This is a genomic window from Streptomyces sp. NPDC026417 (assembly GCF_055567695.1).
In genome coordinates this window covers 196,586-221,829 of sequence record NZ_JBVHPY010000011.1, presented here as the reverse complement: position 1 = coordinate 221,829, position 25,244 = coordinate 196,586, and the positions used below count along the sequence as shown (strand labels likewise).

The following is a 25,244-nucleotide window of genomic DNA, read 5'->3' as shown; positions in this document are numbered from 1 at the left end:
CCGGGGGTCCGCGCACGCACCGTAATGTGGACGGCCGGGCCGGCGGCCCGGGACAGCAGTCAGAAGGGGGAGGGCGATCGGATGCCGCAGACCGAGGCACCCGGCACCGGGGCGATCGCACGCACCCGATTGCGCTGGTGGACCGAGATACCGCTGATCGTGCTGGTGTACGCGTGCTACTCGGCGGGCCGGCTGCTCGCCCGGGGCGATGTCGCCGGCGCGGTGGACCACGGTCTGACGCTCCTCCGTGTGGAGAAGTTCTTCCGGCTCAACGCCGAGCATCCGCTGAACCGCCTCTTCACCCACCACGCCTGGCTCGGCGTGCCCGCCGACTTCTGGTACGCCTCCCTGCACTACCTGGTCACACCGGTGATCCTGGTGTGGCTGTTCCGCTCCCGTGCGATCCGCTACCGCGCGGCCCGCACCTGGCTGATGACCTCCACGTTCATCGGCCTGATCGGCTTCACGCTGCTGCCCACCTGCCCGCCGCGGCTGCTCGCGGCGAGCCACGGCTTCGTCGACACGATGGCCCAGTACAGCGACTACGGCTGGTGGGGCGGCGAGGCGAGCGCGCCGCGGGGCATGGGCGGCATGACGAACCAGTACGCCGCGATGCCGAGCCTGCACGTCGGCTGGTCGCTGTGGTGCGGCGTGATGCTGTGGCGCCACGGCCGCACCCCCCTCGCGAAAATCGCGGGCGTCGTGTACCCGCTGGTCACCACGATCGTCGTGATGGGCACCGCGAACCACTACTTCCTCGACGCCGTCGCGGGCGCCGCCGTGATGGGCGTCGGCCTGGCGCTGACCCCGCTGGTGCTGCGGTTCGCGGACTCCGCCAAGGCGCGGCTGGGCGCACGGTTCGCTCCCGTCGCCCTCGTCTCGCGCGGCGCGGATTCCTCACTTGTCAGTGGGGAGTGCAAGACTTCCGCGGGTGAACGAATTCCCCGACAGCGCGAGTCCCGCACCGGACCGGGAGCCGAGCCGGAGTCCTCTCCCGCGGACGCGGGGGAAGGCGCTGCGGCACCGGCTCGCTGAGCTGCGCGGCCCGGACGTCCCGGCGAAGGCGCTCGACGCGAGAGCCCTCGCAGCGCTCGCCGCGAACCCGGGCTGCGAGCGCCGCGCTCTCCTGGACGGCGCGGGCGTCGACAAGGCGAAGCTGGCGGACGCGCTGGGCTCGCCGTCCGCCTTCGGCCAGTCGCAGTTCGCCTTCACCCGGGGGAACGCGTTCGAGGCCCGGGTCAAGGCCGACGGCGGCGCGGAGCTGCTCCGGCTGGTCCACGAGACGCTGGATCCGCGGGCCGAGCCGCCCGCCGGCGGAATCGTCCCCGACCTCACGGCCGCGGGCCCCGAAGGACGCGCGGCGCGTACGGCGCTCGCGCTGCGCGAAGCCAGTACCGCCTCCGCCTGGACCCTGCTCGACCACCCGATGCTCGCCCTGGACGTGGCGGGCTCCCCCGCGTTCCTGGAGCCTGACGCCGTGGTCGTGCACCCCGACGGCAGCTGGACGGTCGTCGAGATCAAGTCGTTCCCCATGCTGGACGGTTCGGCGGACCCGGCCAAGGTGGGCGCCGCCGCCCGCCAGTCGGCGGTGTACGTGCTGGCGCTGGAGCGCGTCGCCTCGCTGATCGAGCCCGCCCCCGAGGTGCGCCACCGGGTGCTGCTGGTGTGCCCCAAGGACTTCTCCAACCTCCCGGCCGCGTCCGCCGTCGACGTGCGCAAGCAGCGCTCGGTGACCCGCCGCCAGCTCGACCGGCTCACCCGCGTCGAGGACATCGCCGACGCCCTCCCGGAGGGCGCCTGCTTCGCCCCGGACCTCCCGGCTCCGGACCTGACCCGCGCCGTCGAGGCCGTCCCCGCCGCCTACGCACCCGAGTGTCTCGCCGCGTGCGAGCTGGCGTTCCACTGCCGGGGCCGTTCCCGCGCCGAGGAGGCGGTGACGGCACTGGGCCGGTCGCTCCGCTCCGAGCTGGGCGGTCTGACCACGGTCGGCGAGGTGCTGGCCGCGGCCCGCGGCGAGGCCGGGGACCCACGGGACCCGGCGGTGGCGGCGCTGCGCAGAGCGGCCCGGCTGCGGGCCGAGGCCCTTCGGGGGCGCACGGTGCCCGCGCAGGGCCGGGAAGCCCTCCCGGAGGAGGCCCCGTGTCGCTGATCGCCACGCTGGCCCGCCTGGAAGCCGTCAGCACCGGGCGCGCCCAGCCCGCCGCGACCGTGCGGCACCGGCACCTGTCGGACCGGCCTCTCGTCTTCGTGCCGCTCACCACGGCGGGCGAGGCCGGGGCCCCGCTCGGCGCCCTCGTCGGCACCGACCGGGACGCGCCGCAGCTGCTCGTCGTGCCGCAGCCCCGGGACCGGGACCTGCGGTTCGCCTTCCTCGCCGAACTGGCCGCCGTCGTCCTGCCGTACATCGACGACCACGCCGGCACGGTCGAGGCCGCCGAGCGCACCGAGACCGACCCGGAGACCGGCAAGCGTGTCAAGGTCGAGGTCGAACTGTGCGCGGACGCGCCGCAGTTGATCGTGCCGAGTCGGTCGGGCATCGAGTTCGTGCGGCTGCTGGGGCGCTCCATGCGGTTCCGGCGCACCGCCGAGGAGGAGCCCGAGGCACCCCATCCCGCGCCGCCCCGGGTGCCGTTGCTCGGACGGTGGCTGACGCATTACGGGGAGCGGGCCAGGGTGCCGGGCTCCTCGCTGCTGCTGGCCCTCTCGGACGTGCTGTCCCGGCACTGGGCGACCGGGCAGAGCAGCCTGGAGGACCAGCACCTGGGCGCGCTGCTCGCCTGGATCGACCCGGCGCCGGGCGAGTCGGGCGCGGCGGCGGCGCTGCGGGCGGAGCTGCTGCGGGACGCCGGGGGGCAGCTCGTGTACCCGCCCGCCGGACCGGCCACCGACCCCGCCTTCGACAACAAGCTGCTGGCGCCAGCCATCGAGCGCTTCGACCGCGCGCGTACGGCGCTGGCCGCGGCGGAGGACGGGCTGGAGGCCGACGACCGGCTCGGCGACCTCACCGCCGCCGAGCACGAGATCCGGACCCTGGTCGAGAGCCGGACCCGGCCCACCTGGGACGCGGTGTGGCGCGGGCTCGACCTGCTGCGGGAGCTGCCCGCGGGCGCGCACGTCGCGGACCGCTGGACCCGGGACCGCTGGTCGTTCACGGGCCACCGCGACCGGGTCGTCGCCGGGGAGCCCCCGCAACCGCGCCGCGACGACGCGGTGACGGCCGCGAACAAGCTGGCCACCCGCGAGCGGGAACAGGCCCGCCTGGAGGCGCAGGAGGCTTTGGACGACCCGCTGGTGATGGCCGGACGGCGGCTCGCCGGTGAGGCGTTCGCGGGCGAGGTCACCGATGTGGTCATGGCGTACAGCGAGGGCAAGCGGCCCGCCCCGCGGCCGCTGGTGACCGTCCACACCGAGGACCGGCCGCACCTCGGGGAGCGTACGAAGGTCTACCGGTCCCTCGGCGGCAAAGCGCAGGCCGCCGAGTTCGTCGGGTACGAGGAGCACGGGGAGATCGGTGCCGGCGGCCTGGTCGTGCTGCGGATCGTCGACAAGATGGGGCGCGGCAAGGAGCCCGAGGCCGGGTCCGTGCCGGAGAAGGGGGACCTCGTCTGCTTCACCCTCTTCGAACACGAGCAGCGCGGCGGCGCCAAGCTGCCCGACCCGGAGGAGACCCCGTGGACGCACGGCGGGCCCCCGGGTGAGGCCGTGGCCGCTCCCGCCCCCGACCCGGTGACCGAAGAGGACGTCCTGTGACCGGTCTTTCCGCCGCCCGTCCCGCCTCCGGTGCCGCGGCCGACCCCGGTGCCGCGGCGGGCCGCGCCACCGACGCGATCCTGCGCGACACCCTGCACGGCACGCACCGGGGCGTGGTCGTGGACTCGCCGCCCGGTGCCGGCAAGTCCACGCTCGTGGTGCGGGCCGCGCTCGAACTGGCCGCGGCCGGGCGGCCGCTGATGATCATCGCCCAGACGAACGCGCAGGTCGACGACCTGGTACTGCGGCTCGCCGAGAAGGATCCCGAGCTGTCCGTCGGCCGGCTGCACAGCAGCGACCCCGACCCGTACGACAAGGCCCTCGACGACCTGGCGAACGTGCGGAAGTCCGCGAAGGCGGCCGACCTCGCGGGCCTTTCGGTGGTGGTCTCGACGGCCGCCAAGTGGGCGCACGTCAAAGGTGTGGAGCCCTGGCGGCACGCGATCGTGGACGAGGCGTACCAGATGCGCTCGGACGCGCTGCTCGCGGTGGCCGGTCTGTTCGAGCGGGCGCTGTTCGTGGGCGACCCGGGCCAGCTGGACCCGTTCTCGATCGTCGGTGCGGAGCAGTGGGCCGGGCTGTCGTACGACCCGTCGGCATCGGCCGTGACCACCCTGCTTGCCCACAACCCCGAACTGCCGCAGCACCGGCTGCCGGTGTCCTGGCGGCTGCCGGCCTCGGCCGCGCCGCTCGTCTCGGACGCGTTCTACCCGTACACGCCCTTCCGCAGCGGCACGGACCACGGCGACCGCCGGCTCGGTTTCGCCGTCCCCTCGGACGGTTCGGGTCCCGACCGGGTGATCGACGAGGCGGCGGAGGCGGGCTGGGGCCTGCTCGAACTGCCCGCCCGGCACACTCCGCGGACGGATCCGGAGGCGATCCGGGCGGTCGCCCAGGTCGTGCGCAGGCTGCTGGACCGGGGTGGGGCGGCCACCTCGGAGCGGTCGGCCGATCCGGTGCCGCTGACCGCGGACCGGATCGCCGTCGGCACGGCGCACCGCGACCAGGCCGCCGCCGTCCGGGCCGCGCTGGCCGAGCTGGGGGTCACGGACGTCACCGTCGACACGGCGAACCGGCTGCAGGGACGCGAGTTCGACGTGACGGTGGTCCTGCACCCGCTCTCCGGCCGGCCCGACGCGACGGCGTTCCATCTGGAGACGGGCCGGCTGTGCGTGCTCGCCTCCCGGCACCGACACGCCTGCATCGTGGTGTGCCGGGCGGGCGTGTCCGACCTGCTGGACGACCACCCGTCGACGGAGCCGGTCCAGCTGGGCGTCACGGTCAAGTTCCCGGACGGCTGGGAGGCGAATCACGCGGTGCTGGCGCGGCTGTCGGAGCACCGCGTGAGCTGGCGGCCCTGACCCCGCGGGCGGCGACGGACGGCCGGTGCCCGGCGCGGCCGCCGGCCGTCCGCCTGCGCCCGAGGCCCCCTTGCACCGCCGGAGGACAATGGACGGTGGCCCCTGCCCGAAGCGGGGCCACCAGGACCGTACGAGGAGGAGAAGACATGGCGGAGCCCACGCCGCGTCGGAACGAACCGCGGCTACGCCCCGCGCCCTTGCTCTTCGAGCCGGCGGAGGCAGCCGGCGATCCGGAGCACTTCTTCGACCTGGAGTCGATAGACGACCCGCGGGCCCTGCTGGCGCGGGCCACCGAGCTGACCCAGGCGTTCCGCGCCGCGGCCGACCGTGCCGTGGAGTTCCAGGCCATCGCCGCCGCCCAGCTCGCGGATCCGCGCCGCTTCGACCGGCTCACGAACGCCGCGATCGCCGAGCGCGCCCAGTGGACCGAGGACTACGCGAAGAAGATGGTCGAGTTCGGCCGCGACCTGCTGCGCACCGGCACGGACGGAACCGGCCGCAGCCACGGCCACGGAATCAGCGACCACGCCTGAGCCGGGGGCGCGCGGCACAGCTGCCGCCACGGGGGGTCGCGGACTGCCGGGACCGTCGCGACCCGGGCGGCGCGCGGCACGACCCGCCGGGCGAGGCAGGGCGGGATCGGCACCCCGGCAGCCCGGCCGACCGGAGGGTGCGCAAGGCTGAGTGGCATATGCCAGGCGGGCAAGATACTCCACTCCCCGCCCCCCTGTCCCGAGTTCCGGCAACTCTCCGGAACGGGTTGCTCACCCCCGGTAGATGTATGCGACATGAGCAACACACGGAACCTCGCAGGCACGTCCCCGCACGGCTCCGACGTGGGCGCGCCGTCCCCCGACCGCTTCGACGCCTCGGGCGTCACCTCGGAGGGAGCCGCCTGGCTGGCCTCCGCCGGAACGTATCCGCGCAGCACGCTCGCCCTCTGGGAGGAGCGGCCCACCGCTCCGGTCGTCCTGCCCTGCGGGGCCGCCTTCGACGTGGTCAACGCGCCCGCGATCTTCGGGCGCCGGATGCTCGACCGGCTGTGGGACGAGGGCCCCGGCTCGGGCCCGGTGGCGGCCTTCCGGGGGCGGATGCTGCTCTTCGCCGCGCCCGGCACGGCGCAGCGGCTGCCCTCCCTCCTGGGATGGGAGGACTGGGGTTCCCGGGCGGACGGAGGACCCGGCCGGTGCGGCGCGATCCCGCCGCTGCTCTGCCACGGCACGGGTGACGCCGTGACCGTGCCGGCCCTGCGCCCGGCACCGGCAGGGGACGCCTGCGACCGGCCCGAATCCCGCTGGCTCGTCGCTCCCGACACCGTGCGGCCGTGGCTCCCCGGACCGGAGATCCTGCTCTGGGCGGCCGTCCGCGCGGCCCGGGCGGCGGCCTCGGCGGCGGTGCGGATATCGATTTTTCCTCCCGCCGATCAGGATGCTAAGGTCTACGACGTCAGCAGGCGCCGCTAGCTCAGTTGGTTAGAGCAGCTGACTCTTAATCAGCGGGTCCGGGGTTCGAGTCCCTGGCGGCGCACGTTGGCGATGGCGAGACAAGTTCGCGGAGACGCGAATCTGTCTCGCCATCGTTGTTTTCTCCGCCGCCGCTCCGGCAGCGCCGTCCCGGCGCCGCATGCGGCTCATCCGGGCGTGATCTTCACCGTCCAGGAGCCGGAAGCCGTGCGGTCCTCCACCTCGACCGTGACGTTCTCGCCCGGCACCGTGAAGCGCTCACCGAGTCCGACCGGCGCGTCCGCCAGGGGCGGGTAGACCGAGTCGTTCCAGCAGCCCTCGGAACGGGGATGCGCGTCGAGCACCTCGATGGGGCCGCCGCCGGACTCGGTCTCGCTGCGGACGCGGTACACCAGCACGCCCTGCGTGCACGTCGAGCCGTCGTTCCCCGCCGAGGCCCGCACCTCGATGGCGAGCGCGCTGTCCGGGCCGGTGCGGACCACGGCCAGCTTCGTGCCGTGGCCCGAGCCCAGGGTGTGCGCCCCCAGCCCGAGGGCGGGCGCTCCGGAGCCGATCAGCTGCTCGGAGGAGACGGTCCGCCCGCCGGACCCGACGGGACGCACCCCCGCTCCGAGGGGTGGCCGGTCCGCATCCGGGCCCACCCCGCCCGGGTCGGGCGCCGGGTCGTCCGCGCCCGGGAGCCGGCCGTGCGGCCGGACCGGAGCACCCCCCGCGCCCGACGGCTGCGCCGCATCCACGGGCGGCGGGCCCGCTGCGGCCGACTCCGCCGGCCCCGTGCCCAGCGGTTCGAGGGTGAGGCGGGTGCTGCCCGGACCCTCGACACAGGTGACCTGACGCGGCTCCAGCCAGCCCAGTTTCCACTTGTGCCAGCCGAACAGGTCCGGCGAGAGGCCGAACTGACTGCCCATGAGGTCCCAGTCCCCGACATGGGTGTCCCAGTCGCCCTTGCCGTCCGACGGACGGTGGTAGAGGTCCGGCAGGTCGAAGACGTGGCCGGTCTCGTGCGCGAGGACCAGGCGGTCCGGCGGGTGCTTCTCGAAGACCGTGACCACCCGCCGGATGTCCGTGCCGTCGGCACGCAGCGGGGTGTCGAGATTGACCACTTTCGTCGCGTCGGAGTCCACGCCCGGCGCGTCCGGGTCGGCCACGAAGTAGACGATGTCGTACTGCGAGAAGTCGATCCGGCGGTCGGCCGCCCGGAGCGCGTCCCGGAGGTAGGCGCCGCGGTGGGCGGCGTTCCAGTCGCGTTGTATGGCGTACGCGGCAGCGGGCCTCGGCATCCGGATCCACTGGCGCTGCGGATGCGGCCGCAGGGTGAACTTGCCGTAGGAGGCGCGCTCGAAGAACCGGGTGGTGGCCGGGAAATAGTCGGCGGTGAGTTCCGCGGGTGTGGTCCCGGGGGCCGAATCGGGGAATGAAAGAAACACCATGACCGCGTCGAGGGCGCGGGTGGGGCGCGGATAGGAGGCGTTCCAGGTGTCGACGCCCTCCGAGTGGTGCGCCGGGGTCCGCTTCAGGACGCACGGGGCCGCGAGTGGTTCGGCGAGCGCGGGAGCGGTCACCAGAGAGGTCGCGGCCAGCGCGGTCATCGAGGTGAACGCGGCGGCCGTACTGCGCAACCGGGGCGCCCTGTCACGGGCGAGACCCTTCAGAGCCTCGCGAGTGAGCCCCTTCAGTGGCAGCGGACGCGGCACGTCGACCTCCGGATGCGGTTTTCAGGACACCGCACCCAGCCTGTGGGCTTTTGTAGTACTACGTCCTGTTTGTCTGCACCAGAAGAGTGAGAGTGCTCCGACCGCGACACCCCGAGCACTCACAGAACGTCACAAGCGATCGCCGCAGGAAGGAAGCTGTCCAGGGGCGGGCAGAAACGATCTGCCAGAAGGGGCGGTTGTGCCCGGACACGGGAGAGTGGCTGGAAGGCCTCGGGGCCAACCTCTATGATCGGCACACTTTCCTGCACGGGCCCGGCTTGTGCGGCCGTCCCCCATTCGGCCGAGTATCCCGACAAGACCCATACGAAGAACGAGTGCACTGCGGGAGCGAGCGGTGAGCGGAACGTCCGAAGGGCCGGCGCCCACGGCAGACCTCGTCCGGTCGGCCGTCACGGAGCGTCACATCGATACATCTCCTCGTACGTCCATGTCCCCGCACCCACCGGCCGAGACGCCCCGGCGATCCGCCGCCGGTGAGGTCCGCCACGAGGTGGCCGACCGGCTTCCCGAAGCGCTCGCCGACGGGTCGGCCGGCCCCGAGGCCCCCCTGGTTCCGGACCGGACCTCGGGTGCCGCCTTCGCCGCCGCCCCACTCGCCATGGCCGTCGTCGACCGCGCGGACCAGATCGTCGCCGCCAACGAGAGCCTCGGACTGCTGCTCGGCACCGGCTCGGCCGCCCTCCCCGGGCGGACGGCCTCCGCCCTGGTGAACCTGGCCTCCGACGCCCGCACCTGGCACGCGTACCGCGAGGTGCTGCGCGGCCGGCAGGCGCGCCTGCGCTGCACCCGCCGGATCAAGCACCCCGACGGGCACTCCCTCTGGGTCCAGGTGACCGTGACACCGCTGCCCCGGCAGGAGGCCGTCCTGCTGTCGGTGGCCGACATCAGTGCCCGCCGTGAACTCCAGGCGCGGCTGCGCCACTTGCAGATGCACGACCCCGTGACCCGGCTGCCCAACCGCACGCTCTTCTTCGAGCGCCTCACGGCCGCCCTGGAGGCGGAGGCGTACGAGGAGGGCGGCACCGGCCGGATCGGGCTGTGCTACCTCGACCTCGACGGGTTCAAGGCGGTCAACGACACCCTCGGCCACCGGGTCGGCGACCGGCTCCTCGCGGCCGTGGCGGAGCGACTGACGCGCTGCGCCGAACAGGCGGGCCACGCGCGGGCGGCCACCCCCCTGGTGGCCAGGCTCGGCGGCGACGAGTTCGCGCTGCTCGTCGAGGACTCCACCGGCACCGAACAGCTCGCCGACCTAGCCGAGTCCGTACTGAAGGCGCTGGAGACACCGTTCGACCTGTCCGGGCGCCGGCTGTCGGTGTCCGCGTCGATCGGCGTGGTGGAGCGGCACGCGGCGGGCACGACCGCGACGGGACTGATGCAGGCCGCGGACACGACGCTGTACTGGGCGAAGGCCGACGGCAAATCCCGCTGGACGCTCTTCGACCCGGAGCGCAACGCCCACCGCATGACGCGTCAGGCGCTGTCCTCCACCCTGCGCCCCGCCGTCGACCGCGACGAATTCACCCTCGAATACCAGCCGTTGGTGAGCATGGAGGACGGCGGCGTGCGCGGGGTCGAGGCGCTGGTGCGCTGGAACCATCCGCAGTTCGGCATGCTGACGCCGAATCGGTTCATCGGACTGGCCGAGGAGGACGGCTCGATCGTGCAGCTGGGCCGATGGGTGCTGGCCACCGCCTGCCGTCAGGCCCGGCGCTGGCAGCTGGACCACCCGGACGCGGAGCCCCTCTTCGTCAGTGTGAACGTGGCGGTGCGCCAGGTGTGGGACTCGGACCTGGTCGCGGACGTGGCGCAGATCCTCGCCGATACCGGACTCGCCCCGCATCTGCTGCAGTTGGAGCTGACGGAGTCCGCGGTGATGGGGTCGGCGGGCCGCCCCCTGCAGACGCTCCAGGCGCTCAGCGACATGGGGGTGCGCATCGCCATCGACGACTTCGGCACCGGCTACTCGAACCTGGCCTACCTCAGCCGGCTTCCGGTCTCCGTGCTCAAGCTCGACGGCTCCTTCGTCCGCGGCTTCCAGTACGACACCCTCGACAGCACGGACGGCCGCCCCAACCCCGCCGACGAGGTCATCGTCGAGGCGCTCATCCAACTGGCCCACCGGCTGGGCCTGACGGTGACCGCCGAGTGCGTGGAGACCTCCGACCAGGCCACCCGGCTGCGCGGGATCGGCTGCGACACCGGGCAGGGGTGGCTGTACTCCCGCCCGGTGGCACCGGACCGCATCGCCGAGCTGCTGACCGCGCCCGGGGTTCAGGCCGGCGCCGGCAAACCGTAGGCGTCCGCGATCAGTTCGTACGAGCGCAGGCGCACCTCACCGCTGTGGGCGTTGCCCGTGATCATCAACTCGTCGGCCCCGGTGCGCTTCTGGAGGTCGTCCAGGCCTGCCCGTACCTCGTCGGCGGTGCCGTGGACGACGTTGGCGTTCCAGCTGTCGACGAACTCCCGCTCCATCGGCGAGAAGGCGTACGCCTCCGCCTCCTCGGGCGTCGGCACCAGGCCGGGACGGCCGGTGCGCAGGCGGACCATGTTCAGGGCGGCGGCCAGGACCTGGCGGCGGGCCTCCTTCTCGTCGTCCGTGGCGAGGGCGGAGACCCCGATGAGGGCGTACGGCGCGTCCAGGACCGCGCTCGGCCGGAAGGACTCGCGGTAGAGGTCCAGCGCCGGGACGGTGTTGCGGGCCGAGAAGTGGTGCGCGAAGGCGAAGGGCAGGCCGAGGATGCCGGCCAGGCGGGCGCTGAAGCCGGAGGACCCGAGGAGCCAGACGGGCGGACGGTGCGGGGACTGCACGCCGCCGGGCGAGGTCGCCTGCACCGGGCCGGGGACCGCGTGGATGCGGGCGTACGGGTGGCCGTCGGGGAAGTCGTCGTCCAGGAAGCGGGTCAGCTCCGCGAGCTGCTCGGGGAAGTCGTCGGCGCCCTCGTTGAGCGTGTCCGTGCGGCGCAGGGCCGCGGCCGTCGCGCCGTCCGTGCCCGGGGCGCGGCCGAGACCGAGGTCGATGCGGCCCGGCGCCATCGCCTCCAGCGTGCCGAACTGCTCGGCGATCACCAGCGGTGCGTGGTTCGGGAGCATCACGCCGCCCGAGCCGAGGCGGATGCGGTCCGTGTGGGCGGCCAGGTGCGCGAGGATCACGGCCGGTGAGGACGAGGCCACGCCCGGCATCGAGTGGTGCTCGGCCACCCAGTAGCGGTGGAAGCCGCGGGCCTCCGCGAGGCGGGAGATCTCGACGCTGGTGCGGAGGGCGTCGGTCGCGGTGCGGCCCGCGCCGACGGTGACCAGGTCCAGCACGGAGAGGGGGACCGGGGCGGTGCCCTGTGCCCTGCCTCGGATTTCGTCCGTCTCTGCCACCGGTTTCCTCCTGTGTTCCTGCGTCGCGTGGTCCGCGTCGTACGAACAGGAGGCTGTCCCCGCTTATTCCCCGCCGGGGACGCCGGCCTCGGCGGGGTGAGGGCCGGCGTCGCTGTGATGACCTCGCCACCCCTTCCCGCCCGGGCCCCGCTCCTCGGCCCCGCGGGGGCCGCGGCTTCCGTCCTGCTGTCCCCCCGGGGGGATGTCACGCCTGGATCAGGGGGTGGCGGGTGAAGAGGGTGCCGAGTTCGGGGGCGTTCACGCGGCGGTCCGCCAGGCGCAGGGCCTCCCAGACGGTGACCTGGTTGGCGGTGAGCACCGGCTTGCCCAGGGCCGCCTCCAGGGCGGGGAGGTGGGAGGCGGTGTGCAGGGCGGTGTCGGGCAGGAGGACGGCGTCCGCGTCGGGATGGTCGCCCTCGCGTGCGAGGGCGAGGATCTCGGCCTCGCCCCAGGTGCCGACCTCCGCAGCGGTGACGATCCCCGAGCCCCGCACGGAGACGACGTCGATGTCCGCGTCCCTCAGGAAGGAGGCGAAGAGCGCCGCGACGTCCTCCGGGTAGGTCGCCGCGACGGCCACCCGCCGGGCGCCGATCTCCCGTACCGCGTGCGCGAAGGCGAAGGAGGTGGAGGAGGCGGGCAGCCCTGCCGTCCGGGCCAGGCCGCGGATCTGCTCGTGGGCACCCTCCCAGCCGTACACGAAACTGCCGCTGGTGCACGCCCACACCACCGCCTCGGCGCCGGACAGCCGCAGTTCCTCCACGCCCGCCGCGAGCCGGGCCGCGGAGCCCATCTCCAGCAGCGCGTCGACGCGGTGGGCGTCCTCGCCGATGTCCGTGTGGACGAGCGGAAGGCGGATGTCACTGCCCAGGAGCTGCTCCATGCGCGGATAGTCGTCCTCGGCCGAGTGGCCCGGGTAGAGGAATCCGAGTGCGGTCATGCCCAACCTTCCTGTTCTTCCGGCAGTACGGGCCGCTGCCGCGCGGACTGGTCGATCAGCCGCTGGTAGGGCCCCACTGCCCGGGTACCCAGATGGCGCAGGGCCGCCCACATCGTGACCTGGTTGGCCGAGATCACCGGCACGCGCAGCTCGGCCTCCAGCTGCGGGATGACGTCGTAGGTCGCCAGGTTGGTGCAGCTGATGAAGAGCGCGTCCGCGGTGCCGCCGGCCGCCCGGCGGGCCATGTCGACGACGTCCCGGTACGGGACCTTCCAGATGTGCCTGGTCAGGCCCATGAAGGCCCGCCCGGTGACCTGGATGCCCGCCTCGGCGAGGTACTCCTCCAGGGACTGGGTGACGGACACGGTGTACGGGGTGACCAGCGCGATCCGGCGCGCGCCCAGCTCCGCCAGCGCCTGCACGAGAGCACCCGAGGTGGTGAGCGACGGGACCGCGCCGGCCCGCGTCATCGCCGCGCACATCGCCCGCTCGCCGGGGATCCCGCCCACGAAGCTGCCCGAGGTGCACGCGTACGCGACGACCTCGGGTGCGACCGCGTTGAGCGCGCGCACCGCCTCGCCCAGCGTCTCGTGCTCGGAGACCAGCCGGGCCAGGTCCAGGCTGACCTCGACCGGCACGAACGGGGTCCGGGTCAGGTGCAGCGAGACGTCGTCCGGGACCCAGCGCCACAGCTCGCGGTCGAGAGCGAAGTCGAAGGGGGCGACGACACCGACACCGCGCTGAGCTCGCGGTCCGCCGAGAAAGGAGACGTCCATGGCAGGCACCGGCCTCACTGAGGGAAACGGGTGAGCAACGGACCGTACAGGGGCCCGTGTTGACGAAGGTAGGTTCGGGTGCGAGCGTGGTCAATCCGCGCATCTCAGACGGCTTCGGCCGCCTTCCCTCCCAGAGAAGCGGACCCGCATTGCGAAACGGTTTCCCGTCGATGTCCGACGACCGGTCCGGGCCGACCCTGCTCGTCCTGGACGCCGAGCCGCTCCCCCGCCTCGGCAGTCTCACCGGCCGGGTGCGGATCGAGCACGCCGACGAGTCCACGCTGGCCGAGCGGCTGCCGGCCGCGGACGTGCTGCTGGTGTGGGACTTCACCTCGCACGCCGTGCGCCGTGCCTGGCCGGGCGAGGGCCCGCGGCCGCGCTGGGTGCACACGGCGAGTGCCGGTGTGGATCACCTGATGTGCCCCGAACTCGCCGCCTCCGACACGGTGGTGACCAACGCACGGGGGATCTTCGACCAGCCGATCGCCGAGTACGTCGCCGCGCTGGTCCTGGCGATGGCCAAGGATCTGCCGCGCACGTGGGAGCTGCAGCGCGGGCGGGAGTGGCGCCACCGCGAGTCGCAGCGGGTGTCGGGCACCCGCGCGTGCGTGGTGGGTTCCGGCCCGATCGGGCGGTCCATCGCCGCCACGCTGAAGGCGCTCGGCATCACGACGGCCCTGGTCGGACGCACCCCGCGGACGGGTGTCCACGGCCCGGACGACCTGGACCGGCTGATGGCGCGGGCCGACTGGGTGGTGTCCGCGGCGCCGCTGACGGAGGCCACGCACGGGATGTTCGACGCGCGGCGCTTCGGGGTGATGCAGCCGTCGGCGCGGTTCGTCAACGTGGGGCGCGGTCAGCTCGTCGTCGAGGAGGCCCTCGCCGAGGCGCTGACGAAGCGGTGGATCGCGGGTGCGGCGCTGGACGTCTTCGAGCACGAGCCGCTCGGCCCGGACAGCCCGCTGTGGGATGTCCCCGGGCTGATCGTCTCGCCGCACATGAGCGGGGACACCGTGGGCTGGCGGGACGAACTGGGCGCCCAGTTCGTGGAGTTGTTCGGCCGCTGGGAGAGCGGAAGACCACTGACGAACGTGGTCGACAAGCAGCGCGGGTACGTTCCCGGGCACTGACACCCGCGCAGGGCACTGACTCCTTGGAGGGGCGGATGACCGAGCTCACCGAGCTGACCGCGGTACAACTCGTCGACGGCTACCGCAAGGGCGAATTCAGTCCGGTGGACGCGACCCGCGCGGCCCTGGACCGGGCCGAGCGCGTCCAGCCCGCCGTGAACGCCTTCGTCCGCGTCGACGCGGACGAGGCCCTGGCGCAGGCCGGCCGGTCGGCGGACCGCTGGCTGCGCGGGGAGCCCACGGGTCTCCTCGACGGTGTCCCGGTGACCGTCAAGGACATCATCCTGCAGCGCGGCGGCCCGACGCTGCGCGGCTCCAGAACCGTTGACCCGAGGGGCCGTTGGGACGAGGACGCGCCGTCGGTGGCGCGGATGCGGGAGCAGGGCGCGGTCTTCCTCGGCAAGACGACGACGCCCGAGTTCGGCTGGAAGGGCGTCACGGATTCCCCGCTGTCCGGGGTGACCCGCAATCCGTACGACGTGTCGCGCACCGCGGGCGGCTCCAGCGGCGGCAGCGCGGCGGCCGTGGCCCTGGGCGCGGGCCCCCTGTCGCTCGGTACGGACGGAGGCGGCAGCGTCCGCATCCCGGCGGCGCTCTGCGGGATCTTCGCGCTGAAGCCGACGTACGGGAGGGTGCCGCTGTATCCGGCGAGCGCCTTCGGGACGCTCGCGCACGTCGGCCCGATGACCCGGGACGCGGCGGACGCGGCCCTGCTGCTGGACGTGATCAGCGGCCCGGACGTGCGCGACTGGTCCGGCCTCGGGCCGGCGGCCGGGTCGTTCACCGCGGCGCTGGAGGGCGGGGTGCGGGGGCTGCGGGTGGCGTACTCGCCGTCGCTGGGCGGGCAGGTCGCGGTCCGCCCGGCCGTGGCGGCCGCGGTGCGGCGGGCGGTGGAGCGGCTGGCGGATCTCGGTGCGTACGTCTCGGAGGCCGACCCGGACTTCACGGACCCGGTCGAGGCGTTCCACACGCTCTGGTTCAGCGGGGCGGCCCGGGTGACCCAGCGGCTGGGTCCCCGGCAGCGGGAGTCCCTTGACCCGGGCCTGCGGGAGATCTGCGCGCGGGGCGCCCGGCTGAGCGCGCTGGACTATCTCGCCGCCGTCGACGTCCGCATGGAGCTGGGACGCCGGACGGGGCTGTTCCACGCGTCGTACGACGTGCTGGTGACGCCGACGCTGCCGCTGACCGCGTTCGAGGCGGGCGTGGAGGTCCCGAAGGGGTCGGGGCACCGCCGCTGGACGGGCTGGACCCCCTTCACGTATCCGTTCAACATGACGCAGCAGCCCGCGGCATCCGTGCCCGTGGGGACGGATGCCGACGGCCTCCCGATCGGCCTGCAGATCGTGGCCGCCCGCCACCACGACGACGTGGTCCTGCGGACGGCGCACGCTCTGTACGGGGCGGGCGCGGCCGGCGTCGCGCCGCCGGTCCCGCCGGACGCTAGGCCCGCCGGAAGCTGAGGGACTCCCCCAGGGCGCCGGAGCGCCACAGGTCGTTGCAGGCGTCGGCCATCGCGTCGAGCCCGTCCACCACCTGCCCCCAGACGATGCCGGGCACCCAGCCCACGTCCCCGTTGAGCAGCAGGTTGTTGCGCTCGTAGAACAGGGCGAGGTCGACGACCGTGGTGCCCGGCCGGTGTTCGGTGTCGTAGCCGTACGCCTTGGTGCCCAACTCGGCCCCCGCGAAGGCGAAGTAGCACAGGTCGCCGGGTATGGGCGTGATGGTGGGATTCTCCAGGGGTGGTTCCTGGGCCGCGAAAGGCGGGAAAAGGGCGTAGATCTCGTTGCGTGCGTATTTCGCGTGGTAGACGTCGCCGCTCAACGGCAGGGCGCCCCACACCGCCGCGCAGGTGATCGGGGCCCGGTCGTCGAGGAGTTTCGCCGTGCAGTGGACACCCCGCTTGAGCAGGGAGACTTCGATGTAGCGATCAGCCATGCACTCCATGGTCCCGCCGCGGTCAAGAGCGCCTCGGTGCGCCCGGGGCCGAAATTCATCCGAATAACACGTGTCGTCTCGGGTAGCTGCGCCGCCATGGCTCCACCACTTGGGAACGACGCTCAGGACGCAGACATAAGAAAACCCAGCCGGCGGTCGCTGCTCACGGGTGCTTCGGCGCTCGGCGCGATCGCCGCGCTGGGTGCCGCCGGCTGCAGCCGGGTGGCCACGGCTTCCACCACCGGGGGCGGTGATCTCCTCGACCGGCTGAAGGCCCAGGGCGTCGTACGCCTCGGGATCGCGGGGGAGATCCCCTTCGGCTACATCGACAGGAACGGCGAACTGACCGGTGAGGCACCGGAGTTGGCCAAGGCCGTCTTCAAGAGGCTCGGCATCGACCGGGTCCAGCCCGTGCCGACCGAGTTCGGCTCCCTCATCCCGGGGCTCAACTCCCAGCAGTTCGACGTCGTTTCGGCGGGGATGTACATCAACCCGGAACGCTGCGAGCAGGTCATCTTCTCCGACCCGGACTACCAGATGCTGGACGCGTTCATCGTCCGCAAGGGCAATCCGAAGGGGCTGCACGACTACAAGGACGTCGTCGAGAAGAAGGCCAGGTTCGCCACCGGCACCGGCTACGCGGAGATCGCGTACGCCGTCGAGGCCGGTTACAAGGAGAGCGACATCCTGATCGTGCCGGACCAGGTGGCCGGTCTGAACGCGGTGGAGGCGGGCCGCGTCGACGTCTTCGCCGGTACCGCCCTCACCGTGCGCGAAGTGGTCAAGAAGTCGGGGAAGACGGAGAGCACGAAGCCCTTCGCCCCGCTGGTGAAGGGCAAGCCGCACGTGGACGGCGGCGGCTTCGCCTTCCGGCCGACGGAGACGAAGCTGCGGGACGCGTTCAACGCGGAGCTGCGGAAGCTGAAGGCGAGCGGCGAGCTGTTCCGCATTCTCCGGCCGTTCGGTTTCACCAGGGCCGAGATGACCGACATGACCGCGAAGGAGCTCTGCCGCGGATGACATCGGGACTCTGGGAACTCGTACTCAAGGGGATCTGGACCACCGTCCAGCTGCTGGTGCTCAGCGCGCTGCTGGCCGCGGCGGTCTCCTTCACCGTGGGCATCGCGCGCACCTCACGGCTGTGGATCGTCCGCTTCCTGGCGGGCTTCTACACCGAGGTGTTCCGGGGCACCTCGGCACTCATCATGATCTTCTGGGTGTTCTTCGTGCTGCCGCCGGCCTTCGGCTGGCAGCTCGTGCCGCTCTGGGCGGGCACGCTCGCGCTCGGCCTCACCTACGGCGCGTACGGCGCCGAGGTGGTGCGCGGCGCCCTGAACTCCGTCGACCCGGCGCAGCGCGAGGGCGGGATCGCCCTCAGCTTCACTCCGTGGCAGCGCATGCGGCTGATCCTGCTGCCGCAGGCGGTGCCGGAGATGATGGCGCCCTTCTCGAACCTGCTGGTGGAGCTGTTGAAGGGCACCGCGCTGGTCTCGGTCATGGGCATGGGCGACCTGGCGTTCAGCGGCAACCTGGTGCGGCTCGCGCTGCAGGAGAGCGCGGAGATCTACACGTACATCCTGCTCATCTACTTCGTGATCGCCTTCCTGCTCACCCGCGTCATGCGCGGCCTGGAGCGGCGGCTGAAGGCGGGGCTCGGCCGCGCGCCGCAGCCCCGGAGCAGGTGGGCGCTCCGGCGTGACGCGGCGGACACCGCGACCGCCGGTGCCGGCGTCGGGGTCGGGGGTGCGCGATGAAGTGGGACTGGAGCGCGGTCGGCGACTTCATGCCGCAGTTCCGGGAAGGCCTGCTGGTCACCCTGCAGGCGCTGGTGCTCGGCTCGCTGATCTCCTTCGCCCTCGGCCTGGTGTGGGCGCTGCTGATGCGGACGCCGTCCCGCTGGGTGCGCTGGCCGGTGGGTGTCGTCACGGAGTTCGTCCGCAACACCCCGCTGCTGGTGCAGCTGTTCTTCCTCTTCTATGTGCTGCCCGAGTGGGGAGTCACCTTTTCCGCGCTGACCACCGGTGTGGTCGCGATCGGGCTGCACTACTCGACGTACACGATGCAGGTCTACCGGGCCGGTATCGAGGGAGTGCCCGCCGGCCAGTGGGAAGCGGCCACGGCACTCAATCTGCCCCGCACGCGCACCTGGACCGCGGTGATCCTGCCGCAGGCGATCCGCCGGGTGGTGCCCGCGCTGGGCAACTACGTCATCTCGATGCTCAAGGACACGCCGCTGCTCATGGCGATCACGGTCCTGGAGATGCTCGGCGAGGCACGGCTGTTCTCCCAGGAGCACTTCCAGTTCACCGAGCCCCTGACGGTCATCGGCGTGGCCTTCATCCTCATTTCCTATCCGGCTTCCCTCCTCATGCGAGCCCTGGAGCGACGTCTTGTCCGCTGACACCAATCCCGCCCACACCGCCGAGGACGCCCGCTCGACGGTCAATCCGCCGGTGGACGGCAGCGAGCTGATCCGCTTCGACAAGGTCACCAAGCGGTTCGGGGACAACACCGTCCTCGACGGGCTCGACTTCTCCGTCGACTCGGGCAAGCACGTCACGCTGATCGGCCCGTCCGGCTCCGGCAAGACGACGATCCTGCGGCTGCTGATGACGCTGACCAGGCCCGACGAGGGCACCATCAGAGTGGGCGGGGACTACCTGACCCACGAGGAGAGGAACGGCAGGCTGGTCCCGGCCGGCGAGAAGCACGTCCGCGAGGTCCGCAAGAACATCGGCATGGTGTTCCAGCAGTTCAACCTCTTCCCGAACATGAAGGTGCTGCGCAACATCACCGAGGCTCCGGTCACCGTCCTCGGCATGTCCCGGGACGCGGCCGAGGAGCGGGCCCGCGAGCTGCTCGACCTGGTCGGGCTGACCGAGCACCTCGACAAGTACCCCAGCCAGCTCTCGGGCGGCCAGCAGCAGCGGGTGGCGATCGCCCGGGCCCTGGCCATGCGCCCCCAGGTGCTGCTCCTGGACGAGGTGACATCCGCGCTCGACCCCGAACTGGTCGCGGGTGTCCTGGACGTGCTGCGGGACATCGCCCGCACCACCGACATCACGATGCTCTGCGTGACACACGAGATGAATTTCGCCCGTGACATCTCCGACCAGGTACTGATGTTCGACGCCGGCCGGATCGTCGAAGCCGGCTCCCCGGAGAAGATCTTCAGCGACCCGGAGCACGACCGGACACGGGAATTCCTCAGCGCGGTCCTCTGACTACGCGGTGTGAACGCGGCAACCGCGAGGTCCCGGCCCTGTCGCATGCCCCGCGCGGAATGACGGAGGCATATGCCAGAGTGGCGCGTTCCTGCTGAGCGGCGGGAACGCGCCATTCATCTCGCCAACGGACGCCCCGGACAAGCGCTTTGACGGTTATCGTGGAGCGAGCCCGCCGTCCGGGCTCGTGCCGTCCAGACGGGCCGAAAAGCGCAGGGGGAAACCGTGGCGCTGATGAACGAGCCGACCGCACCGCACCACTCGGCACAGGACGCCCTCCGCGTCCTGGAGACGGTGGCGGGGCACACGACCGGTATCACCGACATCCAACTACTCGCCCGCCGGACCGGCCTCGGCACGGAGCGCCTGACCACGCTCCTGCGGATGCTGCGCCGTGAGGGGTACGTCGAGCAGGTCACCGACGGTGCGTACGTCGCCGGCGCCGCCCTCGGCAGGCTCAACTCCGCGCACGGCCGCGACCAGGCCCTGCGGGAGAAGCTCCAGCACACCCTCGACCGGCTGCGCGACTCGCTGGGCGCCGCCGTCTACATCAGCCGGTACATCGACGGCGAGGTGCACGTCACCCAGTGCGCCGAGGGGCCGGCGACGCCCGCGGTCAACGAGTGGGTGGACTTCCGCTCCTCCGCCCACGCCAGCGCGGTCGGCAAGAGCCTGCTGGGCCAGCTGGACCTGAACGGGCGGCGCGACCACCTCTCCCGCCACAAGATGGCCCGCCTGACCTCGCGCACGATCACCAGCGAGCGGGTGCTGCTCAGCCGGCTGGACGCCCAGCCGCCCACGGTGCCGGTGCTCGACCTCCAGGAGTACGCGGTCGGCACGGTCTGCGCGGCCGTCCCCATCACCGCGGGATCGTCGGTCGGCTGCCTCGCACTGTCCCTGCCGGTCGAGCATGCGCACCGGCTGCGCCGGGCCGCGGACACCCTCAACCGGGGAGCCGCCCCGGTGCTGCTCTCGCTGGCCATCTGACCTCCGGGCCCCGGCCGCCCGGCCCGTCGCCGGGTGGTCGGAACCACCCCCGGGGACCGGGTATTATTTTTCATGTCGCCGCCCCGCGAGAGCGGGAGGCGAGAGTCATGCGCCGCTAGCTCAGTTGGTTAGAGCAGCTGACTCTTAATCAGCGGGTCCGGGGTTCGAGTCCCTGGCGGCGCACGTCGACGATGGCGAGGCGGAATCGCGGAAACGCGAGTCCGCCTCGCCATCGCTGTGTCCGCCGCCGGACGGTGCGGACTCACCCTCGCAGATAGGCCAGCACCGCCAGAACCCGGCGATGGGTGTCCTGTGCCGGGGGCAGGTCCAGCTTTCCGAGGATGTTCCCGATGTGCTTGCCCACGGCGGCCTCGGTGACGACCAGCTGCCGGGCGATCGCCCCGTTCGACTTCCCCTCCGCGACCAGCCCCAGTACCTCCCGTTCGCGGGGTGTCAGGGCCGCCAGCGGATCACGCCGCCGCCGCAGCAGCTGCCGTACGACCTCGGGGTCGACGACCGTACCGCCCGCCGCGACCCGTTCCACCGCCCCCGCGAACTGCTCGACCTCCCCGATCCGGTCCTTGAGCAGATAGCCGACGCCGGTGCCGTCCCCGGTGTCGAGGAGCTCGGCGGCGCAGGCGCGCTGGACGTACTGGCTCAGCACCAGGACCGGCAGCGCGGGGTCGTCCGTGCGCAGGTCCAACGCCGCCCGCAGCCCCTCGTCCTGCAGCGTCGGGGGCATCCGTACATCGGTGACGACGAGGTCGGGCGCGTGCGCGCGCACCGCGCGCCGCAGGGCGTCCGCATCCCCGACCGCGGCGACCACCTCGTGTCCGAAGCGGGTCAGCACCCCCACGAGCCCCTCGCGCAGCAGCACGCTGTCCTCGGCGAGCACGACTCTCAGCGGGGCAGGCACGGTATCTCCAGGCTCAGGACGGTCGGCCCGCCGGCCGGGCTCGTGACGGTCAGTGTCCCATCGAGAACCGCGAGCCGGTCGGCGAGTCCGGTGAGCCCCGAGCCGTGCGCCGGGTCGGCCCCGCCCCGCCCGTCGTCCCACACCTCCACCCGCAGCCGGCCCGCCGCGTGGTGTCCGGTGACGCGGGCCCGCCCGGCCCCGCTGTGCCGGCCGACGTTCGCGAGCGCCTCCCGCACCGCGAAGTACGCGGCCGACTCCACCGACTCGGCGAACCGCGGCAGTTCGACGGCCACCTCCACGGGCACGGCGGACCGGTCCGCGGCGTCCGCGACGGCGTCCCCGAGCCCGTGGTCGGCGAGGACCTGTGGATGGATGCCGTGGATCAGCTCACGCAGCTCGCCGAGGACCCGGCCGGTCTCCCCGTGGGCGGCGGCGAGCCGGCCGGCCAGTTCCGGGGGCGCGTCGAGGCGCAGCAGCCCCAGGTTCATGCTCAGCGCCACCAGCCGTTGCTGTGCCCCGTCGTGCAGGTCCCGCTCAATCCGCCGTCGCTCCGCGTCGAAGGCGGCCACCAGCCGGGCCCGGGACCGGGTCACCTCCGCCAGCCGCTGCTCCGCCTCGCGCGGGGCGAGCAGCAGCCGCGCGAGTGCGGCGCGGACCCGTGCGTACCGGTCGAGGGGCCACAGCAGGAGCGGCAGGAGTACGGCACCCGCGGCGGCGCAGACCGTGGCCCCGGCGAAGGAGTCGACGAGCCACAGCTTGGCGACGCGGGTCTCGCCGCCGTGGAGCGCGAGGAGCGCGGGCGCCGCGAGCAGGGCGCCGGGGAGGGCGAGCGCTCCGGCCAGGACGAGCAGGTCGAGCGGCCACAGGACGAGGGCGAGCAGCACCGTGTACGCCAGTTCGCGCCAGGTCGCCTGCTCGGTCAGCCGCAGCCGGGCCCAGGCGGCGAGGCCCGGCTCGTCCGGGGTGCGGTGCGGGCTCTCCCGGGCCGGCGCGGGGGCGGGGTCCGCCAGCCGCAGCCGCCGGCGCTCCAGGGTCCCGACGGGTACGCCGGACAGCGCGAGCAGCACCAGCAGGGGCAGCCCCACGAGGAGCGGGGTGAGCGCGGCGCCGGCGACGGCGAGCACGAGCAGGCACCCGAGGAGCGGTACGCCGACCAGCACACCGGTGACGAGATAGGCGACCGCGCGTGCCGGGCCCCGGCGAAGGCTGCTGATCATGCGCCCACGGTAGGCGGCACCGGAAGCCGGAAACCATCCCCGCAGCGGGTGTGCCGGTGGTGGGGCCAGGCCCACCATCCGGTCCCGCGCCGAGGCAGCAGGGGCCGGACCGGCTTCCCTCGGCGGAGCGGGGCGGGCTCCCCCGAAGCCCGGCTATCCGCTCAGGAGTTCCTCGCGGCCGTGTGCCCGGTACTCCGCCTCCAGGCCTTCCAGGTCGGTGGTGCGCAGGCGGCGGTAGGCGCTCTCCCCCGGGGGCCGCCACCAGACGGGGTCCGGGCACCGGAAGCCCTCCCGCCGCAGCCCCGCCCGGTGGATCTTGTTGGTGGCGGTGACCGGCACCCGGTCCACGGGCCGGACGAAGCGGGGCGCCATCTTCGTGCCGAGGTCCGGCTGGGCGAGCAGGAACTCGGCGAAGTCGAGCGGGTCGAAGGTGGCGGCGCCGCGGCGGAGGGCGAGCGTCGCCATGACCTGGTCGCCCGCCACCGGGTCCGGCACCGCGTAGACCGCGACGGCCGCGGCGTCCGGGTACCGGGCGAGGATGTTCTCGATCATCGCCGCGGCGAGGTTCTCGCTGTCGACGCGCAACCGGTCGTCCGAGCGGCCCGCGAAGTACAGGAAACCGTCCGCGTCGCGGTAGAAGAGGTCGCCCGTCCAGTACCAGCCGTCGTGCCGCCGGGCCCGGTCCGCCTGCGGGTTGCGCCAGTACCCCTCGAAGGAGTTGGGGCCCCGGTTCACCAACTCGCCTATGGCGGCGGCACCGTTGAGCAGCCGGCCGTCGTCGGCGAACTCGGCCGCCGGGCACTCCTCGCGGGTGGCCGGGTCGACCACCGCGAGGTCGTCGCCGGGTGCCGCCCGGCCGATGGCACCCGGCGGGGCGCCCGGCGTCCGCTGGATCGCCGCGCCGCCCTCCGAGGATCCGTAGCCCTCCACGAGCCGTACGCCGAAGCGCTGTTCGAAGGCGGCCGCGTCGACGGCGCCCGCCTCCGTGCCGAAGCCCAGGCGCAGCGGGTGGTCGCGGTCGTCGGGGCGGGCCGGTGTGGCCAGGAGGTACTGGACGGCCCGGCCCACGTAGGTGAAGTAGGTGGCTCCGCAGGCCCGTACGTCGTCGAGGAAGCCGGACGCGGAGAAGCGCCGCCGCAGGGCGATGCCGGCGCCGGCGGCGAGCGCGGGCGCCCAGTCCGCGATCACCGCGTTGCCGTGGAACATCGGCATGCAGATGTAGTGGACGTCGTCGGGACGCACCCCGAAGTGGTCGGCGAGCGAACGGCCGGCGGCCGCGAGGCGCCCCTGGGTGCAGACCGCGGCCTTCGGCGCGCCGGTGGAGCCGGAGGTGAAGTAGAGGAGGAGGCGGTCGGACGGGGCGGCCGAGGAGGCGTCGGGCTCGGCGCCCTCGTAGGGGGCGAGCAGGCCGGTGTAGGCCTCGGTGCCGGTCACCAGGACGCGGACGCCGGGCAGTTCGAGGCCGTCGAGCAGGGGCAGGTGCGCCTGCTCGGTGATCAGCACGCGGCAGTCGGTGTGGCGGATGTCGCGGGCCAGTTCGGGTCCGCGCCGCGTGGGGTTGATTCCGGCGACTGCCGCGCCGGCGAGGGCGGCCGCGCTCAGCCACAGGGGGTACTCCGGGGTGTTGTCGAGCAGCACGCCCAGATGCGGTTCCGCGCCCGGCGGCAGCAGCCCGGCCAGCAGGGCGGCTCGCGCCGCCGCGCCCGTGGCCAGCTGGTGGTGGGTGAGCACGCGGCCCTCGAACCACAGTCCCGGCCGGTGGTCCTGCCACCGGTCCCGTACGAGTTCCGCGACGGTACGCCCCATGGACCCCATGGCAGCGCACCATAACTGACGATGCGTCAGATGACGATGCCCGTGACGACGACGGAGCGGGCGACAGCCCTCACCAGTTCTCGAGCATCACCTTGGCCAGCACCACGCCCCCCGCCGCGAGCACCGCGAGGCCGAACACCGTGACGAACATGTCCTTGCCGGGCTGGGGTTCGGAGGCAGTGGCCCTGTCCGGCTCGTCGCCCGCGTAGTAGACGAGCGTCTCGTCGCCCGCGTCCCGGCTCACAGGCCCCCCGCTCTCCTTGAAGCGGACGGCCCGGCCGTCACCCGTGGTGAAGTCGTACTCGTGCCACTGGATGCGCCGCGCCACGTTGTTGACCATCTGGACGGTGACCCAGGCGCGCACCACCCGGGCCCGCGCGGTCAGTCCGCTCTCCCAGGCCGCGCGCCGCTCCCGGGTCCGGCGCACGAGCCCGTACGCGGCCCAGACCGCCAGCAGGATCAGCAGCGGGAAGAAGATGTGGAAGACGAAGTCCATGCGGTGCGTACCCCCGTACGTCGGAAAGAGATCCACGTGGGGCGTGGCCGCGGTCGGTCACGGCGGACGCGGACCCCCCCCGAACGGTGTCGGGGGGATGGTACCCGGTGCGGGTTACGAGGTGGCGTCCGCGCAAGCGTAGAAAGCGTTCTC

At 73.1% G+C, this 25,244-nt stretch carries 23 protein-coding genes and 2 tRNA genes; 16 read left to right on the top strand and 9 right to left on the bottom strand.

The features are described 5' to 3' along the window. The first annotated feature begins 81 nt into the window (after nucleotides 1-81). The 7 genes from ACZ4NT_RS19605 (at nucleotide 82) to ACZ4NT_RS19575 (ending at nucleotide 6,638) form a co-directional block, all read left to right on the top strand. On the top strand, nucleotides 82-1,035 hold the full coding sequence (locus ACZ4NT_RS19605; RefSeq protein ID WP_121402843.1) for a phosphatase PAP2 family protein: 954 nt from the start codon (nucleotides 82-84) through the stop codon (nucleotides 1,033-1,035). Continuing rightward, nucleotides 932-2,149, top strand: a complete 1,218-nt coding sequence (locus ACZ4NT_RS19600; protein ID WP_467726547.1) for a hypothetical protein — start codon at nucleotides 932-934, stop codon at nucleotides 2,147-2,149. Before ACZ4NT_RS19605 ends, ACZ4NT_RS19600 begins: the two co-directional genes overlap by 104 nt. Then, nucleotides 2,140-3,750 carry a hypothetical protein gene (locus ACZ4NT_RS19595; RefSeq protein WP_467726545.1) on the top strand — a complete coding sequence of 537 codons (1,611 nt, stop codon included), beginning with the start codon at nucleotides 2,140-2,142 and terminating at the stop codon, nucleotides 3,748-3,750. Before ACZ4NT_RS19600 ends, ACZ4NT_RS19595 begins: the two co-directional genes overlap by 10 nt. After that, a complete protein-coding gene (locus ACZ4NT_RS19590) occupies nucleotides 3,747-5,111 on the top strand; it encodes an AAA domain-containing protein (protein WP_467726543.1) in 1,365 nt (454 codons plus the stop codon). Before ACZ4NT_RS19595 ends, ACZ4NT_RS19590 begins: the two co-directional genes overlap by 4 nt. Before the next feature lie 146 nt (nucleotides 5,112-5,257). Continuing rightward, entirely contained in the window at nucleotides 5,258-5,644 is a 387-nt protein-coding gene (locus tag ACZ4NT_RS19585) for a hypothetical protein (RefSeq protein WP_121402837.1), read from the top strand. A gap of 255 nt (nucleotides 5,645-5,899) precedes the next feature. Then, nucleotides 5,900-6,574, top strand: a complete 675-nt coding sequence (locus ACZ4NT_RS19580; protein ID WP_121402834.1) for a bifunctional DNA primase/polymerase — start codon at nucleotides 5,900-5,902, stop codon at nucleotides 6,572-6,574. Beyond that, nucleotides 6,565-6,638, top strand: a tRNA-Lys gene (locus ACZ4NT_RS19575). Before ACZ4NT_RS19580 ends, ACZ4NT_RS19575 begins: the two co-directional genes overlap by 10 nt. A gap of 103 nt (nucleotides 6,639-6,741) precedes the next feature. Here the strand turns inward: ACZ4NT_RS19575 and ACZ4NT_RS19570 are convergent. After that, on the bottom strand, nucleotides 6,742-8,268 hold the full coding sequence (locus tag ACZ4NT_RS19570) for a M6 family metalloprotease domain-containing protein (RefSeq protein WP_121402832.1): 1,527 nt from the start codon (nucleotides 8,266-8,268) through the stop codon (nucleotides 6,742-6,744). Nucleotides 8,269-8,716: 448 nt separating this feature from the next. On the opposite strand from ACZ4NT_RS19570, the gene ACZ4NT_RS19565 reads away from it, so the two are divergent. After that, on the top strand, nucleotides 8,717-10,588 hold the full coding sequence (locus tag ACZ4NT_RS19565; protein WP_467726540.1) for a putative bifunctional diguanylate cyclase/phosphodiesterase: 1,872 nt from the start codon (nucleotides 8,717-8,719) through the stop codon (nucleotides 10,586-10,588). Here ACZ4NT_RS19565 and ACZ4NT_RS19560 read toward each other — a convergent pair. From ACZ4NT_RS19560 to ACZ4NT_RS19550, 3 genes are all read right to left on the bottom strand, one after another. Beyond that, a complete protein-coding gene (locus ACZ4NT_RS19560; protein ID WP_121402829.1) occupies nucleotides 10,564-11,658 on the bottom strand; it encodes an LLM class flavin-dependent oxidoreductase in 1,095 nt (364 codons plus the stop codon). The genes ACZ4NT_RS19565 and ACZ4NT_RS19560 overlap by 25 nt on opposite strands. A 205-nt stretch (nucleotides 11,659-11,863) precedes the next feature. Then, a complete protein-coding gene (locus tag ACZ4NT_RS19555) occupies nucleotides 11,864-12,595 on the bottom strand; it encodes an aspartate racemase/maleate isomerase family protein (RefSeq protein WP_121402827.1) in 732 nt (243 codons plus the stop codon). Next, complete coding sequence (locus ACZ4NT_RS19550) at nucleotides 12,592-13,371, bottom strand: maleate cis-trans isomerase family protein (protein WP_467726537.1); 780 nt, start codon at nucleotides 13,369-13,371, stop codon at nucleotides 12,592-12,594. Before ACZ4NT_RS19550 ends, ACZ4NT_RS19555 begins: the two co-directional genes overlap by 4 nt. 170 nt (nucleotides 13,372-13,541) lie before the next feature. On the opposite strand from ACZ4NT_RS19550, the gene ACZ4NT_RS19545 reads away from it, so the two are divergent. Both ACZ4NT_RS19545 and ACZ4NT_RS19540 read left to right on the top strand, forming a co-directional pair. Beyond that, a complete protein-coding gene (locus ACZ4NT_RS19545) occupies nucleotides 13,542-14,501 on the top strand; it encodes a D-2-hydroxyacid dehydrogenase (protein WP_121402824.1) in 960 nt (319 codons plus the stop codon). A gap of 35 nt (nucleotides 14,502-14,536) precedes the next feature. Further along, nucleotides 14,537-15,961: an amidase gene (locus ACZ4NT_RS19540; RefSeq protein WP_467726536.1), complete on the top strand. Its 1,425-nt coding sequence runs from the start codon at nucleotides 14,537-14,539 to the stop codon at nucleotides 15,959-15,961. Here the strand turns inward: ACZ4NT_RS19540 and ACZ4NT_RS19535 are convergent. After that, nucleotides 15,942-16,436, bottom strand: coding sequence for a DUF3830 family protein (locus tag ACZ4NT_RS19535; protein WP_467726534.1), 495 nt, complete (start codon nucleotides 16,434-16,436; stop codon nucleotides 15,942-15,944). The two genes, ACZ4NT_RS19540 and ACZ4NT_RS19535, sit on opposite strands and share 20 nt — an antisense overlap. Before the next feature lie 96 nt (nucleotides 16,437-16,532). Here ACZ4NT_RS19535 and ehuB point away from each other — a divergent pair, with 96 nt between their 5' ends. The 6 genes from ehuB (at nucleotide 16,533) to ACZ4NT_RS19505 (ending at nucleotide 20,830) form a co-directional block, all read left to right on the top strand. Continuing rightward, on the top strand, nucleotides 16,533-17,456 hold the full coding sequence (gene ehuB / locus ACZ4NT_RS19530; RefSeq protein WP_121402818.1) for an ectoine/hydroxyectoine ABC transporter substrate-binding protein EhuB: 924 nt from the start codon (nucleotides 16,533-16,535) through the stop codon (nucleotides 17,454-17,456). Beyond that, the gene (gene ehuC / locus ACZ4NT_RS19525) at nucleotides 17,453-18,190 is read left to right on the top strand and encodes an ectoine/hydroxyectoine ABC transporter permease subunit EhuC (RefSeq protein ID WP_467726531.1); all 738 of its coding nucleotides are present in this window, start codon (nucleotides 17,453-17,455) and stop codon (nucleotides 18,188-18,190) included. The genes ehuB and ehuC overlap by 4 nt, the downstream gene beginning before the upstream one ends. Next, nucleotides 18,187-18,837 carry an ectoine/hydroxyectoine ABC transporter permease subunit EhuD gene (gene ehuD / locus ACZ4NT_RS19520; RefSeq protein ID WP_121402814.1) on the top strand — a complete coding sequence of 217 codons (651 nt, stop codon included), beginning with the start codon at nucleotides 18,187-18,189 and terminating at the stop codon, nucleotides 18,835-18,837. Before ehuC ends, ehuD begins: the two co-directional genes overlap by 4 nt. Further along, a complete protein-coding gene (gene ehuA / locus ACZ4NT_RS19515) occupies nucleotides 18,827-19,660 on the top strand; it encodes an ectoine/hydroxyectoine ABC transporter ATP-binding protein EhuA (protein ID WP_467726529.1) in 834 nt (277 codons plus the stop codon). The genes ehuD and ehuA overlap by 11 nt, the downstream gene beginning before the upstream one ends. Before the next feature lie 225 nt (nucleotides 19,661-19,885). Then, complete coding sequence (locus ACZ4NT_RS19510) at nucleotides 19,886-20,647, top strand: IclR family transcriptional regulator domain-containing protein (protein WP_121402812.1); 762 nt, start codon at nucleotides 19,886-19,888, stop codon at nucleotides 20,645-20,647. 109 nt (nucleotides 20,648-20,756) lie between these two features. Further along, nucleotides 20,757-20,830 (top strand) — tRNA-Lys (locus tag ACZ4NT_RS19505). 79 nt (nucleotides 20,831-20,909) lie between these two features. Here ACZ4NT_RS19505 and ACZ4NT_RS19500 read toward each other — a convergent pair. From ACZ4NT_RS19500 to ACZ4NT_RS19485, 4 genes are all read right to left on the bottom strand, one after another. Beyond that, entirely contained in the window at nucleotides 20,910-21,563 is a 654-nt protein-coding gene (locus ACZ4NT_RS19500; protein WP_467726527.1) for a response regulator, read from the bottom strand. Beyond that, nucleotides 21,548-22,780: a sensor histidine kinase gene (locus tag ACZ4NT_RS19495; protein ID WP_467726525.1), complete on the bottom strand. Its 1,233-nt coding sequence runs from the start codon at nucleotides 22,778-22,780 to the stop codon at nucleotides 21,548-21,550. The genes ACZ4NT_RS19500 and ACZ4NT_RS19495 overlap by 16 nt, the downstream gene beginning before the upstream one ends. A 153-nt stretch (nucleotides 22,781-22,933) precedes the next feature. Beyond that, nucleotides 22,934-24,595: an AMP-binding protein gene (locus ACZ4NT_RS19490; protein WP_467726523.1), complete on the bottom strand. Its 1,662-nt coding sequence runs from the start codon at nucleotides 24,593-24,595 to the stop codon at nucleotides 22,934-22,936. 70 nt (nucleotides 24,596-24,665) lie between these two features. Continuing rightward, nucleotides 24,666-25,091 (bottom strand): DUF3592 domain-containing protein, encoded by a 426-nt coding sequence (locus tag ACZ4NT_RS19485; RefSeq protein ID WP_121402805.1) that lies wholly within the window; start codon nucleotides 25,089-25,091, stop codon nucleotides 24,666-24,668. Between the last annotated feature and the right edge of the window lie 153 nt (nucleotides 25,092-25,244).

What these genes read in the sequence shown, in the direction of transcription:
- ACZ4NT_RS19605 (WP_121402843.1), top strand. Translation starts at nt 82, where the DNA reads ATGCCGCAGACCGAGGCACCCGGCACCGGGGCGATCGCACGCACCCGA.
- ACZ4NT_RS19585 (WP_121402837.1), top strand. Translation starts at nt 5,258, where the DNA reads ATGGCGGAGCCCACGCCGCGTCGGAACGAACCGCGGCTACGCCCCGCG.
- ACZ4NT_RS19580 (WP_121402834.1), top strand. Translation starts at nt 5,900, where the DNA reads ATGAGCAACACACGGAACCTCGCAGGCACGTCCCCGCACGGCTCCGAC.
- ACZ4NT_RS19565 (WP_467726540.1), top strand. Translation starts at nt 8,717, where the DNA reads ATGTCCCCGCACCCACCGGCCGAGACGCCCCGGCGATCCGCCGCCGGT.
- ACZ4NT_RS19555 (WP_121402827.1), bottom strand. Translation starts at nt 12,595, where the DNA reads ATGACCGCACTCGGATTCCTCTACCCGGGCCACTCGGCCGAGGACGAC.
- ACZ4NT_RS19550 (WP_467726537.1), bottom strand. Translation starts at nt 13,371, where the DNA reads ATGGACGTCTCCTTTCTCGGCGGACCGCGAGCTCAGCGCGGTGTCGGT.
- ACZ4NT_RS19545 (WP_121402824.1), top strand. Translation starts at nt 13,542, where the DNA reads ATGTCCGACGACCGGTCCGGGCCGACCCTGCTCGTCCTGGACGCCGAG.
- ACZ4NT_RS19540 (WP_467726536.1), top strand. Translation starts at nt 14,537, where the DNA reads ATGACCGAGCTCACCGAGCTGACCGCGGTACAACTCGTCGACGGCTAC.
- ACZ4NT_RS19535 (WP_467726534.1), bottom strand. Translation starts at nt 16,436, where the DNA reads ATGGCTGATCGCTACATCGAAGTCTCCCTGCTCAAGCGGGGTGTCCAC.
- ehuB (WP_121402818.1), top strand. Translation starts at nt 16,533, where the DNA reads ATGGCTCCACCACTTGGGAACGACGCTCAGGACGCAGACATAAGAAAA.
- ehuC (WP_467726531.1), top strand. Translation starts at nt 17,453, where the DNA reads ATGACATCGGGACTCTGGGAACTCGTACTCAAGGGGATCTGGACCACC.
- ehuD (WP_121402814.1), top strand. Translation starts at nt 18,187, where the DNA reads ATGAAGTGGGACTGGAGCGCGGTCGGCGACTTCATGCCGCAGTTCCGG.
- ACZ4NT_RS19495 (WP_467726525.1), bottom strand. Translation starts at nt 22,780, where the DNA reads ATGATCAGCAGCCTTCGCCGGGGCCCGGCACGCGCGGTCGCCTATCTC.
- ACZ4NT_RS19490 (WP_467726523.1), bottom strand. Translation starts at nt 24,595, where the DNA reads ATGGGGTCCATGGGGCGTACCGTCGCGGAACTCGTACGGGACCGGTGG.
- ACZ4NT_RS19485 (WP_121402805.1), bottom strand. Translation starts at nt 25,091, where the DNA reads ATGGACTTCGTCTTCCACATCTTCTTCCCGCTGCTGATCCTGCTGGCG.